Source organism: Skermanella mucosa, from assembly GCF_016765655.2.
Classification (GTDB): Bacteria; Pseudomonadota; Alphaproteobacteria; order Azospirillales; family Azospirillaceae; genus Skermanella; species Skermanella mucosa.
This window is the reverse complement of sequence record NZ_CP086106.1, coordinates 3,222,685-3,241,303: the sequence shown is the minus strand read 5'-3', so window position 1 is coordinate 3,241,303 and position 18,619 is coordinate 3,222,685. Positions and strand designations below refer to the sequence as shown.

Sequence of the window (18,619 nt, the reverse complement as noted above, 5' to 3'; positions counted from 1 at the left end):
GCGTCAGAACTTCGGCACGCTGGCCAGCAGGGTGCGGGTATAGGGATGCTTCGGGGCGCCGAACAGGGTACGGCGCGGGGCCTGCTCGACGATCCGGCCTCGATGCATCACGGCGACGGTGTCGCACAGGGATTCGACGACGGCGAGGTCGTGGCTGATGAAGACATAGGCGAGGCCCAGGTCCGTCTTCAGCTGGTTCAGCAGGTTCAGGATCTGGGCCTGGATCGACACGTCCAGGGCGGAGACCGGCTCGTCCAGCACGATCAGGCGGGGATCGGCGGCAAGCGCCCGGGCGATGCCGATGCGCTGGGCCTGCCCGCCGGAGAGCTCGTGGGGATAGCGGTCCAGGAACTCGGGGCGCAGGTTGACGAGGTCCATCAGCTCCTCGACGCGGCGGCGCCGGTCGGGCTTGGGCGTGCCCAGCAGGTGGATCAGCGGCGCTTCCAGGATGCGGGAGATCGTCTTGCGCGGGTTGAGCGCGCCGGACGGGTCCTGGAAGACGAACTGGACCTTGCGGTGGATTTCTCTGGAACGGCGCCGGCCGACCTCGGCGTCATCGATCAGGACGGTGCCCGCGGTGGGTTCCTCCAGGCCGACCAGCATGCGGGCGAGCGTCGATTTGCCGGACCCGGATTCGCCGACGATGCCCAGCGTCTCGCCGGGGCGGACGGTCAGGCCGACGCCGTCCACCGCCCGGATCGCCGGCTTGCGGGACCAGCCGCCGCCGCCGAAGCTCTTGTGCAGGTCGCGCGCTTCCAGCAGGGGGGCGTTCATTCCTCGCGCGCCCTGATGCAACGGGAGGCCCGGCCGGGAGCCAGATGGTCGAGCCGGATGTCGGCGGCCCGGCAGCGGTCGACGACCCGGTCGCAGCGGTCGGCGAAATGGCAGCCGCGGGGCAGGCGGTTGACCGCCGGGGGCAGTCCGGGGATCGCGTCCAGCGCGCGTTCGGGCCGGCCCAGGACCGGCACGCAGGACAGCAGGCGGCGGGTATAGGGGTGGCGCGGGTCGCGCAGCACCTCGGCGACCGTGCCGGTCTCCACGACGCGGCCGGCATACATCACCATCACTCGGTCGCACAGGTCCGACACCACGCCGAAGTCGTGGGTGATGAACAGCAGGGCGGTGTCGCGCTCGCGGCGGAGGTCGCGCAGCAGGTCCAGCACCTCCGCCTGGATCGTCACGTCCAGCGCCGTGGTCGGCTCGTCCGCGATGATGATGTCGGGGTCGTTGGCCAGCGCCATGGCGATGCCGATGCGCTGGCGCTGCCCGCCCGACAGCTCGTGCGGGTACGAGGAGGCCCGCCCGGCGGCGTCGGGGATGCGGACCCTGTCCATCAGCCCGACCGCGCGGGCCATGGCTTCCGCCCGGGTCTTGCCCTGGTGGCGCCGGATCGTCTCGGCGATCTGCTCGCCCACGGTCATCAGCGGGTTGAGCGTTCCCAGCGGGTCCTGGAAGATATAGGCGATGCGGTTGCCGCGCAGCTCCTGGAGTTCGGCGAGCTTCAGGCCGAGCAGGTCCCGGCCGCGATAGAGAATGCGGCCCTTGACGATGCGGCCCGGCGGCGTCGGGACCAGCCCGAGGAGCGAGAGGGCGGTGACCGACTTGCCCGATCCGGACTCGCCCACGATGCCGAGGCATTCGCCGGGGGCGAGGTCGAAGCTGACGTCGTCGGCCGCCTTGAAGCGCTCCTCCCCCAGCAGGAAGTGTGTGCTGAGGTTGCGCACGCTCAGCAGTGCCGCGGGATCGGGCGGGTCGCCCGCGAGCGATCCCGCATCGGAGGCCGCTTCGGTCGCGGCGCCGGGCCGGACCAGCCCGCCCGATCGGAGGCGGGGGTCCAGCATGTCGCGGATGCCGTCGCCCACCAGGTTGATGCCGATCACCAGCAGCAGGATCACCAGCCCGGGGATCAGCGCCACGTGCGGCGCCACCAGCACGAGGCTGCGCGCCTCCCCCAGCATGGAGCCCAGGTCCGCCTGCGGCGGCTGCGCGCCCAGGCCGAGGAAGCTGAGGCCGGCGGTCTCCAGGATCATCCAGCCGAGCGTGGTGGATAGGGTGATCACGACGACCGGCAGCAGGTTGGGCAGGATCTCGCCTGTCAGGATGGAGAAGTCGCCCTGTCCGCCCAGGCGCGCCGCGTCCACATAGTCCCGGCGGACGAGGCCCAGGGTGACTCCCCGCACCGAACGGGCGAAGAACGGGATATTGACGATGGAGATCGCGAACAGCGCGTTGAGCAGGCCCGGACCCAGCGCCGCGACGATGGCGAGGGCCAGCAGCAGGTACGGGAAGGCCATCAGCATGTCGATCGCCCGCATCAGCACCGTGTCGACCCAGCGGCCGTAGAAGCCGGCGACGATGCCGATCAGGGAGCCGACCAGGGCGGCGGCCAGGGCCGCGACCGCGCCGACGGCGAGGCTGACCCGGGTGCCCCAGACGATGCGCGACAGCATGTCCCGGCCGAGCTGGTCCGCGCCGAGCGGATGGCCGGGGCTGAAGGGGGCCGCCAGCCGGGCCGGCAGGTCGGTGGCGTTAGGGTCGGGCAGGGGCAGGATCGGCGCCGCGACGGCGACCAGCACGATCGCCGCCAGGATCGCCAACCCAAGCACGGCCAGGTGGTTCCGCCGGAGCCGCGCCCACCAGCCGGGCCGCCGAATACGGCCGCCGCCGGCGGTATCGGCTGCCGCGGGGGCTTCCGCCGCGGTCATGTGCCGATCCTCGGGTCGAGCATGTGCTGAACCAGGTCGGCCGCCAGATTGATCAGGACGTAGCAGGCGGCGACCACCAGGACGCCGCCCTGGACCAGCAGGATGTCGCGGGTCGAGATGGCGGTGACCAGCATCCTGCCGATGCCCGGCCATTGGAACACCGTCTCGATATAGACTGCGCCGCCCAGCACGAAGCCGGTCTGGATGCCGATCACCGGGACGATGTTGACGAGGGCGTTGCGGAGCGCGTGCTTATAGGTTATTATTCCTTCATCAAGGCCCTTGGCGCGCGCGGTGCGGACGAAGTCCTGGCGCAGCACCTCCAGCATGGTGGAACGGGTCAGGCGCGCGATCACGCCGGTCGCGACCACCGCCAGGGTGATCGCGGGCAGCGCCAGATGATGGAGCAGATCGGCCAGGTCGCCGCCGCCATAGATCGCGTACATGCCGCTGACCGGAAACCAGCCGAGCTGGACCGAGAATACCAGCACCAGGATCAGGCCGAGCCAGAAGGACGGCGTGGACAGGCCGACCAGCACCAGCAATGTAAGAATTTTGTCCTGCCAGCCATATTGCCGGACGGCGGAGACCACGCCCGCCGCCAGACCGAGGACGGTACACAGGACCAGGGAGGCGCCGGCGAGAAGCAGCGTGGGGCCGAGCCGGTCGCCGATCTCGTCCAGGACCGGACGGTTGAGGCTGTAGGACCGGCCGAAATCCCCGTGCAGCAGGTTGCCGAGCCAGATTCCGTACTGCTCGACCAGGGACCGGTCGAGCCCCAGTTCCTGGCGCAATCCTGCGACGTTCTCCGGCGTGGCGAAGCTTCCCAGGATGGCGAGCGCCGGGTCGCCGGGAATCAGCGCCATGATCAGGAACACGATCACCGATATCCCGAAGAGGACCGGGACGATCATCGCCAGCCGGCGCAGCGCATAGGACAGCATCGGCCCCGTCCCCTATCCGCCGGATTTGGAGACATGGGCGAGGTTGAGCAGGAACGAGGGCTGGAGTTCGAAGCCCTTGACCCGGTCCGTCGTGACCGCGTTCTGCTTCCAGTTCGCGACGAAGGCCCAGGGGGCTTCTTCCCGCACGATCCGCTGTATCCGCCGGTAGAGGTCGGCCCGCTCGTTCCGGTCGGTCGAACGGCGGGCTTCCGTCAGCAGGCGGTCCACTTCCGGGTTGGAATAGTAGCCGGAATTGAAGCCGCCGCTCTCGGGCAAGGCATCGGTCCGCAGGGTCAGGAAGGGCAGGGTGTCCGGGTCGTTGGTCATCCAGGCCATCTGGGCCATGTCGGCCTTGCCGGCGAGGCCCTGGTTGACCAGCCCCAGATAGGTGTTCCACTCGTACGTCTGGATGTTCACCTTCAGGCCCACCTTGGCCAAGTCGGCCTGGATCGCGGTCGCCATGGGAATGGGCGCCAGCATGCCGGAACCGCCCTCCGCGACCAGGAAGGTCAGCTCGGCCCCCTCCGCCCCGGCCTCTCGCAGCAGCCGGCGGGCGCGGTCGGGGTCGTGGGGATAGGGTTCCAGGGTGTCGTCGTGGGCCCAGTCGAAAGCGGCGGGCACGATGCTGTCGGCGACCGTCGCGGTCCCCTGGAGCACCTGGTCGACCAGCGCCTGCTTGTCGATCGCGTAATTGACTGCTTGGCGGGCGCGCGGGTCCTTGAAGGGGCCTTCCCGGGTATTGAGGATCAGGAACCAGAGGTGCGGGCCGGCCTGCTCGTAAAGGGTGAAGCCGCCCGCCTTCTGGAGCAGGTCCACGGCGTCGGGCGGCACCTCGACCATCAGGTCCAGGCCGCCGGCGAGCAGTTCGGTCAGCCGGGTATTGGCGTCGGTCAGCGGGCGGAAGATCACGGCCTGGAGCGTCGGCGGGCCGTCCCAGTAGTCGGCGTTGCGCTCCAGCACCACCTTGGCGTTGCTCTCCCACTGGGCGAACCTGTAGGGGCCGGTCCCGACGGGCTGGCGGCCGAACTCCTTGCCGGCGGCGCGGACCGCGGCGGGGGAAACCAGCAGGCCGGTCGGGTAGGCCAGGTTGGACAGCAGCGGGGCGTAGGGTTCCGTCAGGTGGAAGCGGACGGTCAGCGGATCGACCGCCTCGGTCCGCTCCACCGCGCTGAAGAAGAAGGCCAGCGGGAACGGGCCGGTATCGTGCTGCGGGTGCTTGTCGTCGAGCATGCGGTCGAAGTTGAACTTGACCGCCTCGGCGTCGAACGGGGTTCCGTCGTGGAACGAGACGCTATCGCGCAGGTGGAAGGTGTAGGTCTTGCCGTCCTCCGAAACCTCCCACGAGCGGGCCAGGGCAGGCTCGACCTCCAGGGTGCCGCTCCGGAACCGCACCAGCCCGTCATACAGGTTCATCAGGATGCGGAAATCGTTGGTCGCGGTCACGGCGTGCGGGTCCAGCGACTTCGGTTCGGCGATCTGGCCGACGACCAGGACCTCGTCGGGGATCTGGGACGCCGCCGGGTTCCGGATGGCTCCCCCCATCAGCAAGAGGGCCGCCAGGGCCATGCCGGTGGCTGCCGCCGTCCACGTCTTTCCTGCCATCCCGGACCTCCCTTCATCCAGCCGTCCCTTCGGGAACGACTGGAACTGGCGGTTGTTCCGGGCGGCGAGGGTGTCAGGAGGTCAGGCCGGAATAGATCGCCTTCAGGTCCACCGAGCAGCCGAGCGAGGGCAAGCCGACCAGCCCATGCCCCTCGAAGCGGAGGCTGGTCCATGAGCCGGAGAAGCGCCGGTGGACCTCGACCAGCTTGTCCGAGCAGGACGCGGCGAAATAGGCCTGGAGAGACGGGACCTTGAGGTAGGCATCGCGCCGGGCGCGCCAGCGCAGGTCGCTCGGGTCTCCCTCGTCCACGTCGACGGCCAGGATCGGGGCGGCGGGCCGGCTGCGGCCGAGCGAGCAGTGCCCCTGCACGACCACCACGTCGGGCCACAGTTCCTCGCCCGCCGGGCCGTGGATGACGATGCCGCCGCTCAGCACGTGGAAATCCTGTCGGATCGGGCAGGCCCGATGGATGGCGACCAGCAGGTTGGCCGACACCGCCGCGTGCGACAGCCGGCCGCCGTCGTCGCCTTGGCCGTTGTCGAAGTGAAAGGTGCCGCTCCCTCGCATGGCGGAGCGACTGGGAATGAGGCTTCCCGGCATGGTACTTGAATCCATTGCTGTACGTGAAATCCGCGTGCGCGGACCGTGCCGCCCATCCATCGTGTCTATGGTGCTTACGGGGCGGCAGGGGACAAGTAACGTGGCACGTATCGAACGGGATGACAATGATCCTTTAGACTTCTATGAACCACGAATGATTTGATAAAACGCTATCGATACCCTCGTATGCTTGAGTGGGCGGTTCCTGTTCTTCGCCCGTATGCAGCTACCAGAAAGACCGGGAAGGCAGCGTGGCGACTCGCGAACATGCCCTGATGAAGCATCCGCTGTGCGGTGCCGATCTTCGGACGCTGGCGACCGTGCTGACGCGCAACGGTCCCGTACCGGCCGCCAGCATGCCGCAGATCGCGGCGATCCTCGGATCGGCGCTGGGACGGCTGCCGTTCACGGCGGTCGAGCGGGCCTGGACGGCCGTGCGGCTCCGCCGGGAACGGGACCTTCCGCCGCCCCTGTTCATCCTGGGGCATTGGCGGAGCGGCACCACCCATCTGTACAACGTGATGAGCCGGTCGCCCCGGTTCGGCTTCGTGCCGCCGCTGGCGGTGGGGCTGCCCTGGGACGTCCTGACGCTCGGCAGGCTGCTTCGGCCCTGGCTGGAGCGGGCGCTGCCCGAGCGCCGCTATATCGACAATGTCGCCGTGAACCCGGACAGTCCCCAGGAGGACGAGATCGGGCTGGCCAACATGATCCCGCTGTCCTTCTACCACGGGATCTATTTCCCGCGGCGGTTCGAGGAGAACCACGGGGCCGGGATCTTCCTCGACGGGTGCGGCGAGGAGGATATCCGGCGTTGGCGGGACGCCTTCGTCTACTTCCTGCGCAAGGTGGCGCTCCAACAGGGGCGGGACTGGCTGCTGATCAAGAACCCCGTCCATACGGCGCGGGTCGATCTGCTGCGGGCGATCTGGCCCGACGCGAAGTTCATCCACATCCACCGCGATCCGCACGAGGTCTTCGTCTCCACCGTCGGCTTCTATCGGAAGCTGCTGGCCCAGTTCGCGTTGCAGCCATACGATCATGTGGATGTCGAGCGCGTCGTGCTGGAAACCTACCCGCGGATGATGTCCGCCCTGATCGAGCAGACCCGCGACCTGCCGTCCGACCGGTTCGTCGAGGTCGCCTTCGACCGGTTCGAGCGCGATCCGCTGGGCGAGGTCGGACGGATCTACGGGACGCTCGACCTGCCTGGATATGACGAGGACCGGCCGTTGTTCGAGGCTTACCTGGGCACCGTGAAGAATTATTCGAAGAACAGCTACCGGCAGGACGATGCCGTCCGGCAGCGGGTCCGGCAGGCTTGGGCGCCCTTCGTGGAGCGTTTCGGTCGCGAGACGGCTGGGCTTGCCGGTTGAGGCTCGCGGCCGTCGCCCTGGTGATGATGCTGGCGACCGGGCCGGCGGCGGGCGCCGGGCCGTGCGAGCCGGTGACCCTGGTGGACGAGGCGACCGGGCGGTCGGTGGTCGGGGCGGAGGATATCGCGCTCGATCAGGACAGCGGCCGGCTCGTGGTGTCCGCCCACGACCGGCTCGCCGGGGCCGATCCCGGGGGCGGGCTGTATGGACTGGACCTCGGGCACCTCGCAACAGGTGGGGTGCGGGTGCGCGACCTGGCGGACGGGACGGTCCGGCGGCCCCACGGGATCGACCTGTACGAGGGAAAGACCCTTTTCGTGGTCGATCGGGGGGATGGGGAGATCGGCTCCACGGCGGTGTGGATCATCGATCTGGCCGGCGGAGGCAGGCGCCGCGTGGAGAACCCGTTGCTCTGCCGGGCCAACGACATCGCGGCCCTGGACAGCACCCGATTCCTGTTCACCGCCGACCACGGTGCATGCGGACGCATCGGCGTCGCGGTCGAGAACATCCTGGGACTGGCGCGGGGCTTCGTCGGGTATTTCGACGGCGAGACCGTGCGCGCGGTCGCCTCCGGCCTGGACTTCCCCAACGGCATCGCGGTGAACCGGCGGCGAGACGAAGTCGTGGTGGCCGCCACGCGCGGCCGGGAACTGCTGGTCTATGGGCAGGCGGAGCTGTTGGCGGGCGCGCCGGCCCGGCGCAGGCTTCCGCTTGACGGTGCGCCGGACAATCTGTCCGTGACGGATGATGGCCGCATTCTCGTGGCTCTCCATCCGGCGCTGTGGCGTCTGGCGCTGCACCGCTACGGGCTGCCCGGGGGGGAGCATGCGCCGTCGCGGATCGAGTCCCTGGACATGGCTGGAGGTGCGCGACGCGTGTTCGAGGACGACGGCACCCGCTTGTCGGCCGCGACGGTGGCGGTCGCTTGGCGGGACAGGCTGCTGATCGGGTCGGTGCTGGGCGACCACCTGTGGCTGTGCCGCTGATCAGGCCGGGTCGCGGAGCGTGTCGGCGAGGGTCTCGGCCAGCGGGCGCGGCGCGAAGCCGAGATCGCGTCTGGCTTTCGACGTGTCCAGTTCTGCCCCGGCCAGGGCCAGCCTCACGCCCGTCAAGGGTGCCTGGGGCGGACGATGGGTCACGTGGTCGGCCAGCCATTCGGAAAAGTGGCCCGCGGCCAGGGCAAGCCATCCCGGGATCGCGCGGCTTTTGCGGGAGCGCCCGGTGAGTGCCGCCACGCGGTGGATCAGGTCGTCCATGGCGACGGTCTCGCCGCCCAGGATGTAGCGTTCGCCGATGCGCCCCTGCTCGGCGGCCAGGATGTGGCCCAGCGCGGCGTCCCGCGCATCGACCAGGTTCAGCCGGCAGGGCAGGTGGAACGGCATCGCGCCGGCGGCGAGCATCCGGATCATCCGGGTCGGCGGCGTACCATTGGGGTCGCCGGGACCGACCAGGGCGGTAGGATTGACGACCACCACCGGCAGCCCGCCGCGGGCCGCTTCCAGCACCGCCTGTTCCGCGAGGAACTTCGAGCGGCAGTAGGGGCCGGCCATGTCGTCGGGACCGGTGCGGATAGCTTCATCGACCATCCGCGATCCCCTGGCGGGCCACGGGATCAGGACGGCTTCGGTCGAACAATGGACGATACGTTGCAGATCGCGGCGCGCGGCCTGCTCCAGCACGATCTCCGTGCCGACGCGGTTCACCGTGTCGAACCTTGACTTGTCGGGCAGCCAGAGGTCGGGGATTCCTGCCAGATGATAGAGACGGTCCATGCCGTCCAGCGCCCGGGCGACCGCCGCCGCGTCCGTGACGGACCCGGCGACCATATCGACGTCGGGGGGCAGGGGAGCGGATTCGGCGATATCGAGCACGCGGACGCGCTCACCCCGGGCCACCAACAAGGCCACGAGATGCCGGCCAAGGAAGCCGCATCCTCCGGTGACCAGCGAGGCGGTCATGATGGGATATCAAGGATGTGAATGCTCGTCATCCCGTCCCTTTCCCGTTGGCTGACAGCGTGCCGATGCTTCACTTGGTCTTAGCAAATCCGGGCCGATCATCGCCCTAGTTATTGACTCGAGCCGGAATCCGGCTGATGTTTTGGACGCTCGAAATGAGAATGGGGCAGGTTGGAAATGTCGTCATACGCGTCTATCCGGACGATACGAAAAAACACAGGCGGCCTCATTTTCATGCCGTGGGACCGGACGATAACATCGTCGTCGGATTGCCGTTGCTGGACATCATCGAGGGTAGCATTGCTTCGAAAGACAGGGACCGGGTCCTGGACTGGGCAACGGAGAACCTGCAACGCCTGATCGATGCCTGGAATATAGGAAATCCGACGATACCGGTGAGGACGCCATGAACACCTTGCGCAGAATCGACAAGATATCCGCTTCGGCGCCTTATCTGCTGCATGTCACTTGGCGGGATGGAGGAGACGACGAGGTGGACATGACCGGTGTCGTCAATGGCCTCGACATCTTCGCTCCCTTAAAAGACCCTGAGCTTTTCGCGACGGTGGAAGTAGTTGACTGGGGCAGCGGGATCGAATGGCGGAACGGCCTGGACTACTCTTCGGATTCATTGGCCCATCTCGCCGAGGAACAGCGCGATATGGCCGGTCCAGATTTGAGGGAGTGGCAGGAAGAGATGGGCCTGTCGATCCAGGAAACAGCCGATCTGTTCGGCGTCGCGCCGAGCACGGTCAAAGAGTACCGGAAGGCCCAGCGGCTGCCGATAGCGTGGCAGATCGCCTGCCGCGCGATGCGGAAGGATCGGGAGACGTTCCTCGCCCATTTTCGGCCGAGGTTGGCCGGGCGGCCGAGAAAGCAGCCGGCCGGCTGAAACCTGCCCCGTCCAAGTCACCCTGTCACGCCATCCGCATATGCATTGAGCTCCCGGGTCAGGGCGGGGATGCCGCCGGAGCGGAGGGTCGCGGCGAAGTCGGAGCGCTGGACCGCCAACTGGCTGACGCTGCCGTTCAGAAGGACGTCCACGATGCCCCAGCGGCCTTCCGTCTCGCGCAGGACGTATGTCAGGACGACGGGGTTCCCTCCCGGACGCAGCAGGCGAGTTTCCACCAGGGTGGTGTTGCGTGGGCCGGTCCGCTCCCCGGTGATCTCGATGGTTTCGCCGGAGTAGCCGTCGAAGCGGCTGACATACTGGGCAGCACTTCGGCGCGCGAAGGCGTCGAGCAGCGCGCGGCGCTCGGGCTCCGGCGCCCGGTCGTAGCCGGGAGCGGCGACGCGGAGCGACGTTTCCAGATCGAAGCTCTCCCGGATGACACTCTCGACGTCGCGCAGGCGCGCCTCGGCCGGGACGCCGGACTCGGCGGCGCGCATGAGGGTCAGGATGCCGTCGTTGAGCCGGCTGACCGGGTCGCCCGGCCGGTCCGCATGCGCCGCGCCGGCGGTCACGATGAGCAGGAGGCAAAGGGCGGTTCGGGTGATGAAGGCGATCATCGTCTCATCCGTTCCAGTTGGATCATCAGCGCCGGCAGCAGGACCAAGGCACAGACGACCGTGGCGAGTATGGCGACCGCGAGCAGGATGCCCATGCTCGCCAAGCCTTGGTGGCTCGACACCGCGAGCGTGGCGAAGGCGGTGCTGGTGGTCAGCGCGGTCAGCAGGACGGCCCTGGGCGTGCTGGTGACCAGCAGGTCGACCCCAAACCGCCGGCCGGGCGCCCGCTCGCCCAGCAGATCCTGCCCGCGCAGAACCATGTGGATGCTGCTGGAGACGCCAAGGCCGAACAGCAGCGGGATCACGATGATGTTGGCGAAATTGAACGGCATCCCCAACAGGACCGACGCCGCGAGGGTGTAGACCGACGCGACGATCAGCGGCGCCAGGATCAGCGCGATGCCGGTGGCGCTGCGCTGGACCACGATCAGCAGCAGCACGATCGCGCCGAGCGTTACCGCGACCGCTTCGCCGAAGGAGGCCAGGATGATCCGGCTGGCCTCCGTGACCGTCACGGGGGCGCCTACGGCGGCCGGCTCGATCGCCAGGATCGGCCCGGCGAAGTCCGCCATGGCCCTGCCGTCGGAGATGTCCCGGTCGGGCAGGACCTCGATCCGCGCCCGCCCGTCGTCGGCGATCCAGCGGCGCAGCAGCGACGGCGGCAGATCTTCCAGGGTAGCTGGACGCTCCGCCTCCAGACCACGGGCGAGCCTGTCGAGAAGGGCGGGCAGGCTGCCGGTCAGCGCGTGGTCCAGGGCGGCCGCCGCCTCCGGTTCCGCCGGCAAACGCGCGACCGCTTCGGCGAAGCGGCTGGCTTCAGGCAGGTCCGTGTGCTGCGACAGGATCGCGCGCAGGCGTTCCAGTGCCCGGACGGGATCCCCGGGAGGCGGGGCGCCTGCCGCCGAGAGGCTGGGGGCCAGGATCAGGGCGAGGTCGCCGATGGCCGCCAGCTTCTCCTCCTGTTGCGCTGGGATGTAGCTGGAGGCGGTTCGGACCTGACCGACGCCGGGCAGGCCGCGCAGCCGTTCCGCCGCGGCATTGGCGGAATCGAGGTCGTCCGCCAGGATGTTGACGCCATAAGGCGACGTGTCGGGGGAGTTCGCCAGATCCCGGTAGGTCCGGACGGCCTCGGCCGTCCCGTCCTGGAGATTCAACGGGTTGGCGTCCAGCCGGGCCTGCGGCACCAAAGCGGCCGCGGCCAGGAACGCCAAGCCGCCGACGGCGAGGACTCCCCGGCTGTTGCGGTCGATCCAATCGGCGAAGGCGATGTTCTCGCGGGCCTCCGAGCGGGTACCCGGCCCCGGGCGCAGCAGCGTCAGCAGTGCCGGCAGCACCGTCACGCTGGTGAACAACGCGACCCCCATGCCCATGCCCGAGATGATGCCGAATTCCGCCAATCCCCTGTAGTCGGTCGGCACGAACGAGACGAACCCGATGGCGGCGCACAGGGTGCTGAGGGTCAGGGCAGGGCCGACCGCGACCGCGGCGCGTTCGGCGCCGCGCCGCGCCGGCGTGCCGCCCGCGACCAGTTCCTCCTGGTAACGCAGGCCGAGATGGCCGCCGAAATCGTCGCCCAGGCCGAAGAACATCACGGCGAAGGTCACCGAGATCAGGTTGAGCTGACCGACCGTCAGGGCCGCGAGCCCCGACGTCCAGAGCAGGCCGATCACCAGCGTCACGAGGATGGCGCAGATCATCCGCGCGGATCTGATGCCGACGATCAGCACCAGCGAGACGAGGATGAAGGACAGCACGCTGGCGGTGGTTGCGCCGGCCGCGACCGTGTCCAGCTCGGTCTGGCGCAGCGCCACGCTTCCGGTCACCCGTGCGGTGACGCCCTGGCCCACCTCCTCCCCGCGCAGGTCCGCGATGGCGGCGCGCACCGCGTCCAGGGCGGGACGGCCGCGCGCCAGGGTGGAATTGTCCACCACCGACCGCACGAGCACGAAGCGCCGGTTGCCGAGCCTGCCCAGGCCGTCGCCCGCGACCAGCCCGGTCCACGACAGATGGGCCGGCTGTCCTTGGGCGACCTGTTCCGTGGCGGCAGCCATGGAGTCCAGCAGACGGCCCAACTCGGCCGGCGTCCCTTCGTCGGCATGTCCAAGGACCAGGTCGAGCATCTTCGCGACCCCGTCCAGCGACGGATCGGCGCTCAGCAGGCCGAGAGCGGCCTGGGCGCCGGCCAGGCGGGTGACCAGGTCCTGGAGCGCTTCGGGTTTGAGAAACATCAGGCCGTAGCGGTCGAAATAGGGATCTGCCGAGGGCACCTCGACCCCGTGCAGGACGTCGGTGCGCTGCCGCAGGAGATCCGCCAGCCGAAGCGCCGCGGCGTCCGCCCTTTCCGGCCCGTCGGCATCGACCACCACGACGATCTGGTCGTCGCCGAAGGGAAAGGCCTTGCGGTAGGTCTCGGTATGCTGCCGGAACGGGACGTCCGGGGAGATCATGTCCGTCGTGCTGGTATTGATCCCCAGGTGGGTGGAGGCGTACCAGCCGGCTGCCCCCGCGAGGACCAGGGAGAGCAGGACGGTTGCGGCCGGCCAGCGGCAGACCAGCGTCACCCAGCGTTCCAGCATGTGGCGGCCGAAGGTCTGCAATCGTCCTGCTTGCACGAACTCGCTCCAGGCAAGGAAATGGCGGGGCCGGGATCACGGCGCAAAGATGCCGCCCACGGCTGCTAAAACAAGTCGATGCGGCGGAGTGCCCCGTAAATGGAGGGGATCAGAACTTGTGGGGGCCGAGGCGGATCGTGCCACCCCGCTTGGAGGAGGACCAGCGGTATTGCGGGTCGTTGTCGATCAGGGCGGAGTGGTCGCTCAGCCGGTTGCGTTCCAGCCAGCCGACAGCAGCCTCCAGCTCGGCCAGCGTCATTTCGGCGCGGCTTTTGCCCAATACCCGCTTCAGGATCGCGTTGTAGGCGTGATAGCCGGAGTTTCGGCGGATCAGGTGGGCGTCCTCGTCCTCGATCACCTGGGCGGCGACCATCTGCCCGATGCGCTGGCGCAGCCGGTGCTCGGCGATCGAAGGCGGCTCGATCAGCGGCAGGCCGGGCTGGGCGTGGAGGCCGTCCGCCGGTGTCGAAGGGCTGGGCGAGCCGAAATCGGGGCCGGGCGCCACCGTGTCGAACCGCAGCGCCGTGGCGTTGGAGTGCAGCGGCGTGATCGCCGGCACCCGCTCGCGGTCGAGGCCTTCGAGCGGCAGGGCATGCTGGGCGCGGCGCTTGGGCACCCGGGCCTTGGTGCCCTGTTCCGTCTCGATCTGGTGGCGGAAGCTGCGGAACATCGGGTCGTCGGGGTGGTATACCAGGGCGGACTGGCCGTCATAGTCACCGGCATGGGGATCCACCCGCGTCGCGCGGGCGATCATCTGTTCAAGCCAGGGCCGCGACCGGATGTGGGTCAGGCAGGCGATGTGCGTGATCTCGGGGCAGTCCATCCCCTCGTAGGCCATCGATACCGTGACCAGGATGGCCGGGAAAGGGCGCATGCGGAACTCCGCGATGGCCTCCTGGGAGTCCGCGACGTCGCTCATGGCGGCCCGCACCATGATCTCTCGCAGGTCTATCGGAAACCGGGACCGCAGGCTTTCGACATAGCGCCAGGCGGTCGCCTGGTCGGGGGCAACGACCAGCAGCTTGCCGAGCCCGCGGGTATCGTCGCCCGGGCCGGCGCCCATGGCCTTACGACGGGCGGCGCGATGGTCGCGGCAGGCCCGGTAGGCGACCCGCAACAGGGAGTCCGCGAACTCCGTCCGAAGCACCGTGAAAAGCGCGTCATGGGCAAGTTCCCCCGACTGGGACAGGGAGTCGACGGTGCGCTGCTGGGACAGCGGGTCGCGCCATTCCGCATCGCCGTCCAGGGCCCCGAAGGTGACCGGCAGGACGGCGCGCTCGGCCAGGGCTTGCCGACGACTGTATCCGACGATCGCCCAGCTTTCGGCGTTGAAGTCGATCTCGCGCGTCCGCCGTGCTCCCTGGGGTTGCTTGTACGGCAACCACAGGATCGCCTTGCCGTCCGTCCTCTGCAAGGTGCCGGACATAAGGAGGCGTACCGCCGACAGCTCCAGCAGCGGCAGGATGCTGTGGCTCCATGCCGTTTCGTCGGCGGCATTGATCAGGTTGTCGTGGTCCGAAAGGGCCGGCAGATGGTGGAGCTCGTCGATCGCCAGCAGGTACTTGTGGCGCTGGAACTCGGCCAGGTGAAGCTCGGGCGCGGCCGCGACCGCCTGGTACGTGGTGACGTAGCCCTGCAAGCCGCGGCAGGGATCGGGAGCGTTCTCGGCCGCCCGCACGGTCAGGCGGTGTCCCAGGGCCGTACGCCATACCGGGTCGATGAACGCCTCTTCCGCCTGAAGCCTTAGGCTGTCGCGGGGGACGATCCAGCAGACCCGCTCGGCGACGCCCGCCTCGATCAGGCGGGCCGCGGCGATGACCGGCAGCAGGCTCTTCCCGCCGCCCGGCGTTACCGCCGCGAGGATGTCGCGCACATCGGTCTGGCGCCCGGCGATGGCGCGGACGATGTTGCTGACCATTTCCTGATGACGGCGGAAGGGCCGGGTCATGCGCTTCGGACTGGCTCCCGGAAGGCGAGGGCAGGCTGCAACATACCATGAACATAGTATTATTCAAGGTTGCGGTACACTAACTGTTGTGGGGAAGTGCCGGGAGTACGGGCACGGTGGCATCTCGCGGCACAGAGCGGCGCGCCATGTGTTGGAAGTGGTACATCACCGGAATGCGCAAAAAGGTTCATGGATCCCTACATCACCCTGCTGACCGGCCTGGGCCTGGTCATCCTCGGCATCGCGTGGTTGCCGATGCTGCTGCGTGGCCTGCCCCTGTCGCTGCCGATCTTCTGCGTACTGCTCGGACTGGGATTGTTCATCGCTCCCGGCGTCAATTCGGATCCCGACTTCGTCGCCCAGTCCACCTTCATCGAACGCATCACCGAACTGGTGGTTATCATCGCCTTGCTCGGCGCCGGGCTGAAGCTCGACAGGCCGGTAGGCTGGAGGCGCTGGCGCACGACCTGGCTGCTGCTCGCGGTAACCATGCCGCTGTCGATCGCGGGCATCGCGCTGATCGGCGTCTGGACGCTGGGGCTTTCGCTGCCGGCGGCCATCCTGCTGGGAGCGGTGCTCGCTCCGACCGATCCGGTACTGGCCTCCGATATCCAGGTCGGGCCTCCCCGGTCGGGCGGCGAGGACGAGATTCGCTTCAGCCTGACATCCGAGGCAGGGTTGAACGACGGGCTGGCCTTTCCCTTCACCCATCTCGCGATCGCCATGGCCGCCGCCTCCGCCGCGGGCAGTGCCGGGCCCGGCTGGTGGACCGTGGAATGGTTGCTGGACGATGTCCTGTGGAAGCTCGCCGCCGGCGTGGCGGTCGGATGGGCGGTCGGCCGTTTCCTGGGTTTCCTGGTGTTCAGGCTGCCCGACCAGGCGCGGATCGCCGATACGCGTGAAGGGCTGGCGGCACTCGGGATCACGCTGGTGTCATATGGCGTGACCGAGCTGGTCCACGGCTACGGGTTCCTGGCGGTCTTCGTCGCCGCCACCACGCTCCGGCACACCGAGCGGTCTCACGACTTCAATGAGTCGCTGCACACCTTCTCCGAACAGATCGAGAAGTTGCTGATGATGGTCGTGCTGGTCCTGTTCGGCGGGGCGATCGCCGGGGGGTTGCTCAGTGCCCTGACATGGCAGGCCGTGGTCGCGGGGCTGGCGTTCCTGTTCGTGGTCCGCCCCGTGGCCGGCCTGATCGGCCTTGCCGGAACCCACATGCCCCTGTCGGAACGTGCCGTCATCGGGTTCTTCGGCATCCGGGGCATCGGGTCGTTCTATTATCTGGCCTATGCGGTCAACCACACGGAACTGGCCGAACAGGAACTGCTGTGGGCGGTGACCGGGTTCGTCGTCGCCGTGTCCATCCTGGTCCACGGTGTTTCCGTGACCCCGGTGATGAACCGATTGGAAGCCCGCTGGCGCCGGCGCGATCCCCGTCGGGTCGGCACCGGGGCCAACCCCGACGGCGTGTCGGTGCGGAGCCCGCTGCACGAACCCGAGGACGAGGTCGAGGCCGGGAAAGATGAGCGGGTCGGAACGGCGGAGCGGCTGCTTTAGGAACGATCCCGGGCTGGTTCAGCGCCGCCGGTCGTAGAGCACGCGGCTGCGCAGCGTGCCGTCGATGGTGCGCATGTCGGCCAGGATCTCCTGGTCGTCCACTTCGCCGTCGACGTCGAACACGACGTAACCGATGGACGGATCGGTCTGGAGATACTGGGCCGCCATGTTGAGGCCGCGCGACGCGAAGACCTCGTTCAGCTTCCGCAGAACGCCGGGAACGTTTGCGTGGATGTGCAGGAAGCGGACCCCGCTTTCGCGGACGGGCAGCTGGACTTCCGGGAAGTTGACGGCGCCCATGGTGGAACCGTTGTCCGAATACTCGATCAGCTTGCGCGCCACCTCGTTCCCGATGTTGGCCTGCGCCTCCATGGTCGATCCGCCGATATGCGGGGTCAGAATCACGTTGGGCAGGCCGCGGAGCGGGCTGGCGAACTCCTCGGCGTCGCTCGCCGGCTCGACCGGGAAGACGTCGATTGCGGCGCCGCGCAGATGGCCCGACTTCAGCGCGGAGGCCAGCGCGTCGATGTCGATGATGCTGCCGCGCGCCGCGTTGATCAGGTAGGCACCCTTCTTCATGGCGCGGAGCTGTTCCGGCCCGATCATGTCGCGGGTCTGCGGGGTGTCGGGAACATGCAGGCTGACCACGTCCGAGAGGGTCAGCAGCTCGTCCAGGGTGCGGCACTGCTGGGCGTTGCCCAGGGCCAGCTTCTTCTGGATGTCGAAGAAGCGGACGCGCATGCCGAGCGCCTCGGCGATGATCGAGAGCTGCGTGCCGATGTGGCCGTAGCCGACGATGCCCAGCACCTTGCCGCGGATCTCGTAGCTGTCCTTCGCCGACTTGACCCAGCCGCCCTCGTGGACGATCCGCGACTTGTCCCAGATCCCGCGCATCAGCATGATGATCTCGCCCATCACCAGTTCGGCGACGCTGCGGGTGTTGCTGTGCGGGGCGTTGAAGACGGGTATGCCGAGCCGCCGGGCGGTGTTGAGGTCCACCTGGTTGGTGCCGATGCAGAAGCAGCCGATCGCCATCAGCTTGTCGGCCTGGCGCAGCACCGTCTCCGTCAGTTGCGAGCGCGACCGGATCCCGACCATGTGGACGCCGGACAGGCGCTCGATCAGGTCGGCCTCGTCCAGCGCCTTGGGGAGCCGGGTCACGTTGGTGTAGCCGTGCTCCGCCAGATCGGCGACGGCATTCTCGTGGATCCCTTCCAGCAGCAGGATCGAGATCTTTTCCTTGGGGAACGACAGTCTGGACATTTCAGTTTCCACGCGATGGGCCGGATCGGGGCGGAAGGGGTGCGCCACGGGCGCGTCATTCTGCTTATTTCAGGCGTCGAATCAAACGGTGGTTGGCTGCTGCGACTCCTGGGCATGGCAGAAGGGGGACTTGGGCCGGCGGGAAAGGATTTGTTGAGGGATCGGGTCGATAATCCAGGGATGGTGGGCACCCCGCGGCACCTGATGTCGAGAACGACATGATCAAGATCGAAATAACCCTCAGCACGGCCAAGCTGAATGCGGATCGACACCGGGACGACCAGTTCGATCCCCTGGACTATGCCCAGAAGCTCGCCCTCCATCTTCAGCCTCGGCTCGAGCATGTGGTGGTGAAGACGACCGCGTTCGGCCGCGACCACAACATCGACATCGTCCTGCCGGACAAGGCGGCCAACCATCTGGACATGACCGATATCCTCGCGCGCCGCATCGCCGAAGCCGTGCGGGCCTTCCACGCGACGGCACCGGACCATGTGCTGCGGCTGCCCAAACGTCGCTTCTTCAGTGTCGGATAGGGCCG

At 68.3% G+C, this 18,619-nt stretch carries 16 protein-coding genes; 6 read left to right on the top strand and 10 right to left on the bottom strand.

Features of this window, described 5'->3' with window-relative positions; all coding sequences use genetic code 11:
- Nucleotides 1-3: 3 nt before the first annotated feature.
- From JL100_RS14900 to JL100_RS14880, 5 genes are all read right to left on the bottom strand, one after another.
- Complete coding sequence (locus JL100_RS14900) at nt 4-774, bottom strand: ATP-binding cassette domain-containing protein (protein ID WP_202680459.1); 771 nt, start codon at nt 772-774, stop codon at nt 4-6.
- Entirely contained in the window at nt 771-2,705 is a 1,935-nt protein-coding gene (locus JL100_RS14895) for a dipeptide/oligopeptide/nickel ABC transporter permease/ATP-binding protein (protein WP_202680458.1), read from the bottom strand. Before JL100_RS14895 ends, JL100_RS14900 begins: the two co-directional genes overlap by 4 nt.
- Entirely contained in the window at nt 2,702-3,649 is a 948-nt protein-coding gene (locus tag JL100_RS14890) for an ABC transporter permease (RefSeq protein WP_202680457.1), read from the bottom strand. Before JL100_RS14890 ends, JL100_RS14895 begins: the two co-directional genes overlap by 4 nt.
- Nucleotides 3,650-3,661: 12 nt before the next feature.
- Entirely contained in the window at nt 3,662-5,251 is a 1,590-nt protein-coding gene (locus tag JL100_RS14885) for an ABC transporter substrate-binding protein (RefSeq protein ID WP_202680456.1), read from the bottom strand.
- A gap of 73 nt (nt 5,252-5,324) precedes the next feature.
- Nucleotides 5,325-5,852 (bottom strand): Uma2 family endonuclease, encoded by a 528-nt coding sequence (locus JL100_RS14880; protein WP_202680455.1) that lies wholly within the window; start codon nt 5,850-5,852, stop codon nt 5,325-5,327.
- A gap of 251 nt (nt 5,853-6,103) precedes the next feature.
- On the opposite strand from JL100_RS14880, the gene JL100_RS14875 reads away from it, so the two are divergent.
- Together JL100_RS14875 and JL100_RS14870 are read left to right on the top strand one after the other, a co-directional pair.
- A complete protein-coding gene (locus tag JL100_RS14875) occupies nt 6,104-7,225 on the top strand; it encodes a sulfotransferase family protein (RefSeq protein ID WP_228420720.1) in 1,122 nt (373 codons plus the stop codon).
- The gene (locus tag JL100_RS14870) at nt 7,222-8,214 is read left to right on the top strand and encodes a hypothetical protein (protein ID WP_202680454.1); all 993 of its coding nucleotides are present in this window, start codon (nt 7,222-7,224) and stop codon (nt 8,212-8,214) included. The genes JL100_RS14875 and JL100_RS14870 overlap by 4 nt, the downstream gene beginning before the upstream one ends.
- Here the strand turns inward: JL100_RS14870 and JL100_RS14865 are convergent, their stop codons facing one another.
- Nucleotides 8,215-9,186 carry an NAD-dependent epimerase/dehydratase family protein gene (locus JL100_RS14865; protein ID WP_202680453.1) on the bottom strand — a complete coding sequence of 324 codons (972 nt, stop codon included), beginning with the start codon at nt 9,184-9,186 and terminating at the stop codon, nt 8,215-8,217.
- Nucleotides 9,187-9,323: 137 nt separating this feature from the next.
- Here JL100_RS14865 and JL100_RS14860 point away from each other — a divergent pair, with 137 nt between their 5' ends.
- Nucleotides 9,324-9,596, top strand: a complete 273-nt coding sequence (locus JL100_RS14860; protein ID WP_202680452.1) for a DUF4160 domain-containing protein — start codon at nt 9,324-9,326, stop codon at nt 9,594-9,596.
- Nucleotides 9,593-10,078 (top strand): DUF2442 domain-containing protein, encoded by a 486-nt coding sequence (locus JL100_RS14855; protein WP_202680451.1) that lies wholly within the window; start codon nt 9,593-9,595, stop codon nt 10,076-10,078. The genes JL100_RS14860 and JL100_RS14855 overlap by 4 nt, the downstream gene beginning before the upstream one ends.
- A gap of 17 nt (nt 10,079-10,095) precedes the next feature.
- Here JL100_RS14855 and JL100_RS14850 read toward each other — a convergent pair whose 3' ends face one another.
- The 3 genes from JL100_RS14850 to JL100_RS14840 form a co-directional block, all read right to left on the bottom strand.
- Nucleotides 10,096-10,695 (bottom strand): ABC transporter substrate-binding protein, encoded by a 600-nt coding sequence (locus tag JL100_RS14850; protein ID WP_202680450.1) that lies wholly within the window; start codon nt 10,693-10,695, stop codon nt 10,096-10,098.
- Nucleotides 10,692-13,307: an MMPL family transporter gene (locus JL100_RS14845; RefSeq protein ID WP_228420719.1), complete on the bottom strand. Its 2,616-nt coding sequence runs from the start codon at nt 13,305-13,307 to the stop codon at nt 10,692-10,694. Before JL100_RS14845 ends, JL100_RS14850 begins: the two co-directional genes overlap by 4 nt.
- A 109-nt stretch (nt 13,308-13,416) precedes the next feature.
- Complete coding sequence (locus JL100_RS14840) at nt 13,417-15,255, bottom strand: DEAD/DEAH box helicase (protein ID WP_202680449.1); 1,839 nt, start codon at nt 15,253-15,255, stop codon at nt 13,417-13,419.
- A gap of 189 nt (nt 15,256-15,444) precedes the next feature.
- On the opposite strand from JL100_RS14840, the gene JL100_RS14835 reads away from it, so the two are divergent.
- Entirely contained in the window at nt 15,445-16,815 is a 1,371-nt protein-coding gene (locus JL100_RS14835; protein WP_202680448.1) for a cation:proton antiporter, read from the top strand.
- 18 nt (nt 16,816-16,833) lie between these two features.
- On the opposite strand, the gene serA is transcribed toward JL100_RS14835, so the two are convergent.
- A complete protein-coding gene (gene serA / locus JL100_RS14830; RefSeq protein ID WP_202680447.1) occupies nt 16,834-18,078 on the bottom strand; it encodes a phosphoglycerate dehydrogenase in 1,245 nt (414 codons plus the stop codon).
- A 218-nt stretch (nt 18,079-18,296) separates the two neighbouring features.
- On the opposite strand from serA, the gene JL100_RS14825 reads away from it, so the two are divergent.
- Nucleotides 18,297-18,614: a hypothetical protein gene (locus JL100_RS14825; RefSeq protein WP_202680446.1), complete on the top strand. Its 318-nt coding sequence runs from the start codon at nt 18,297-18,299 to the stop codon at nt 18,612-18,614.
- Nucleotides 18,615-18,619 lie beyond the last annotated feature (5 nt).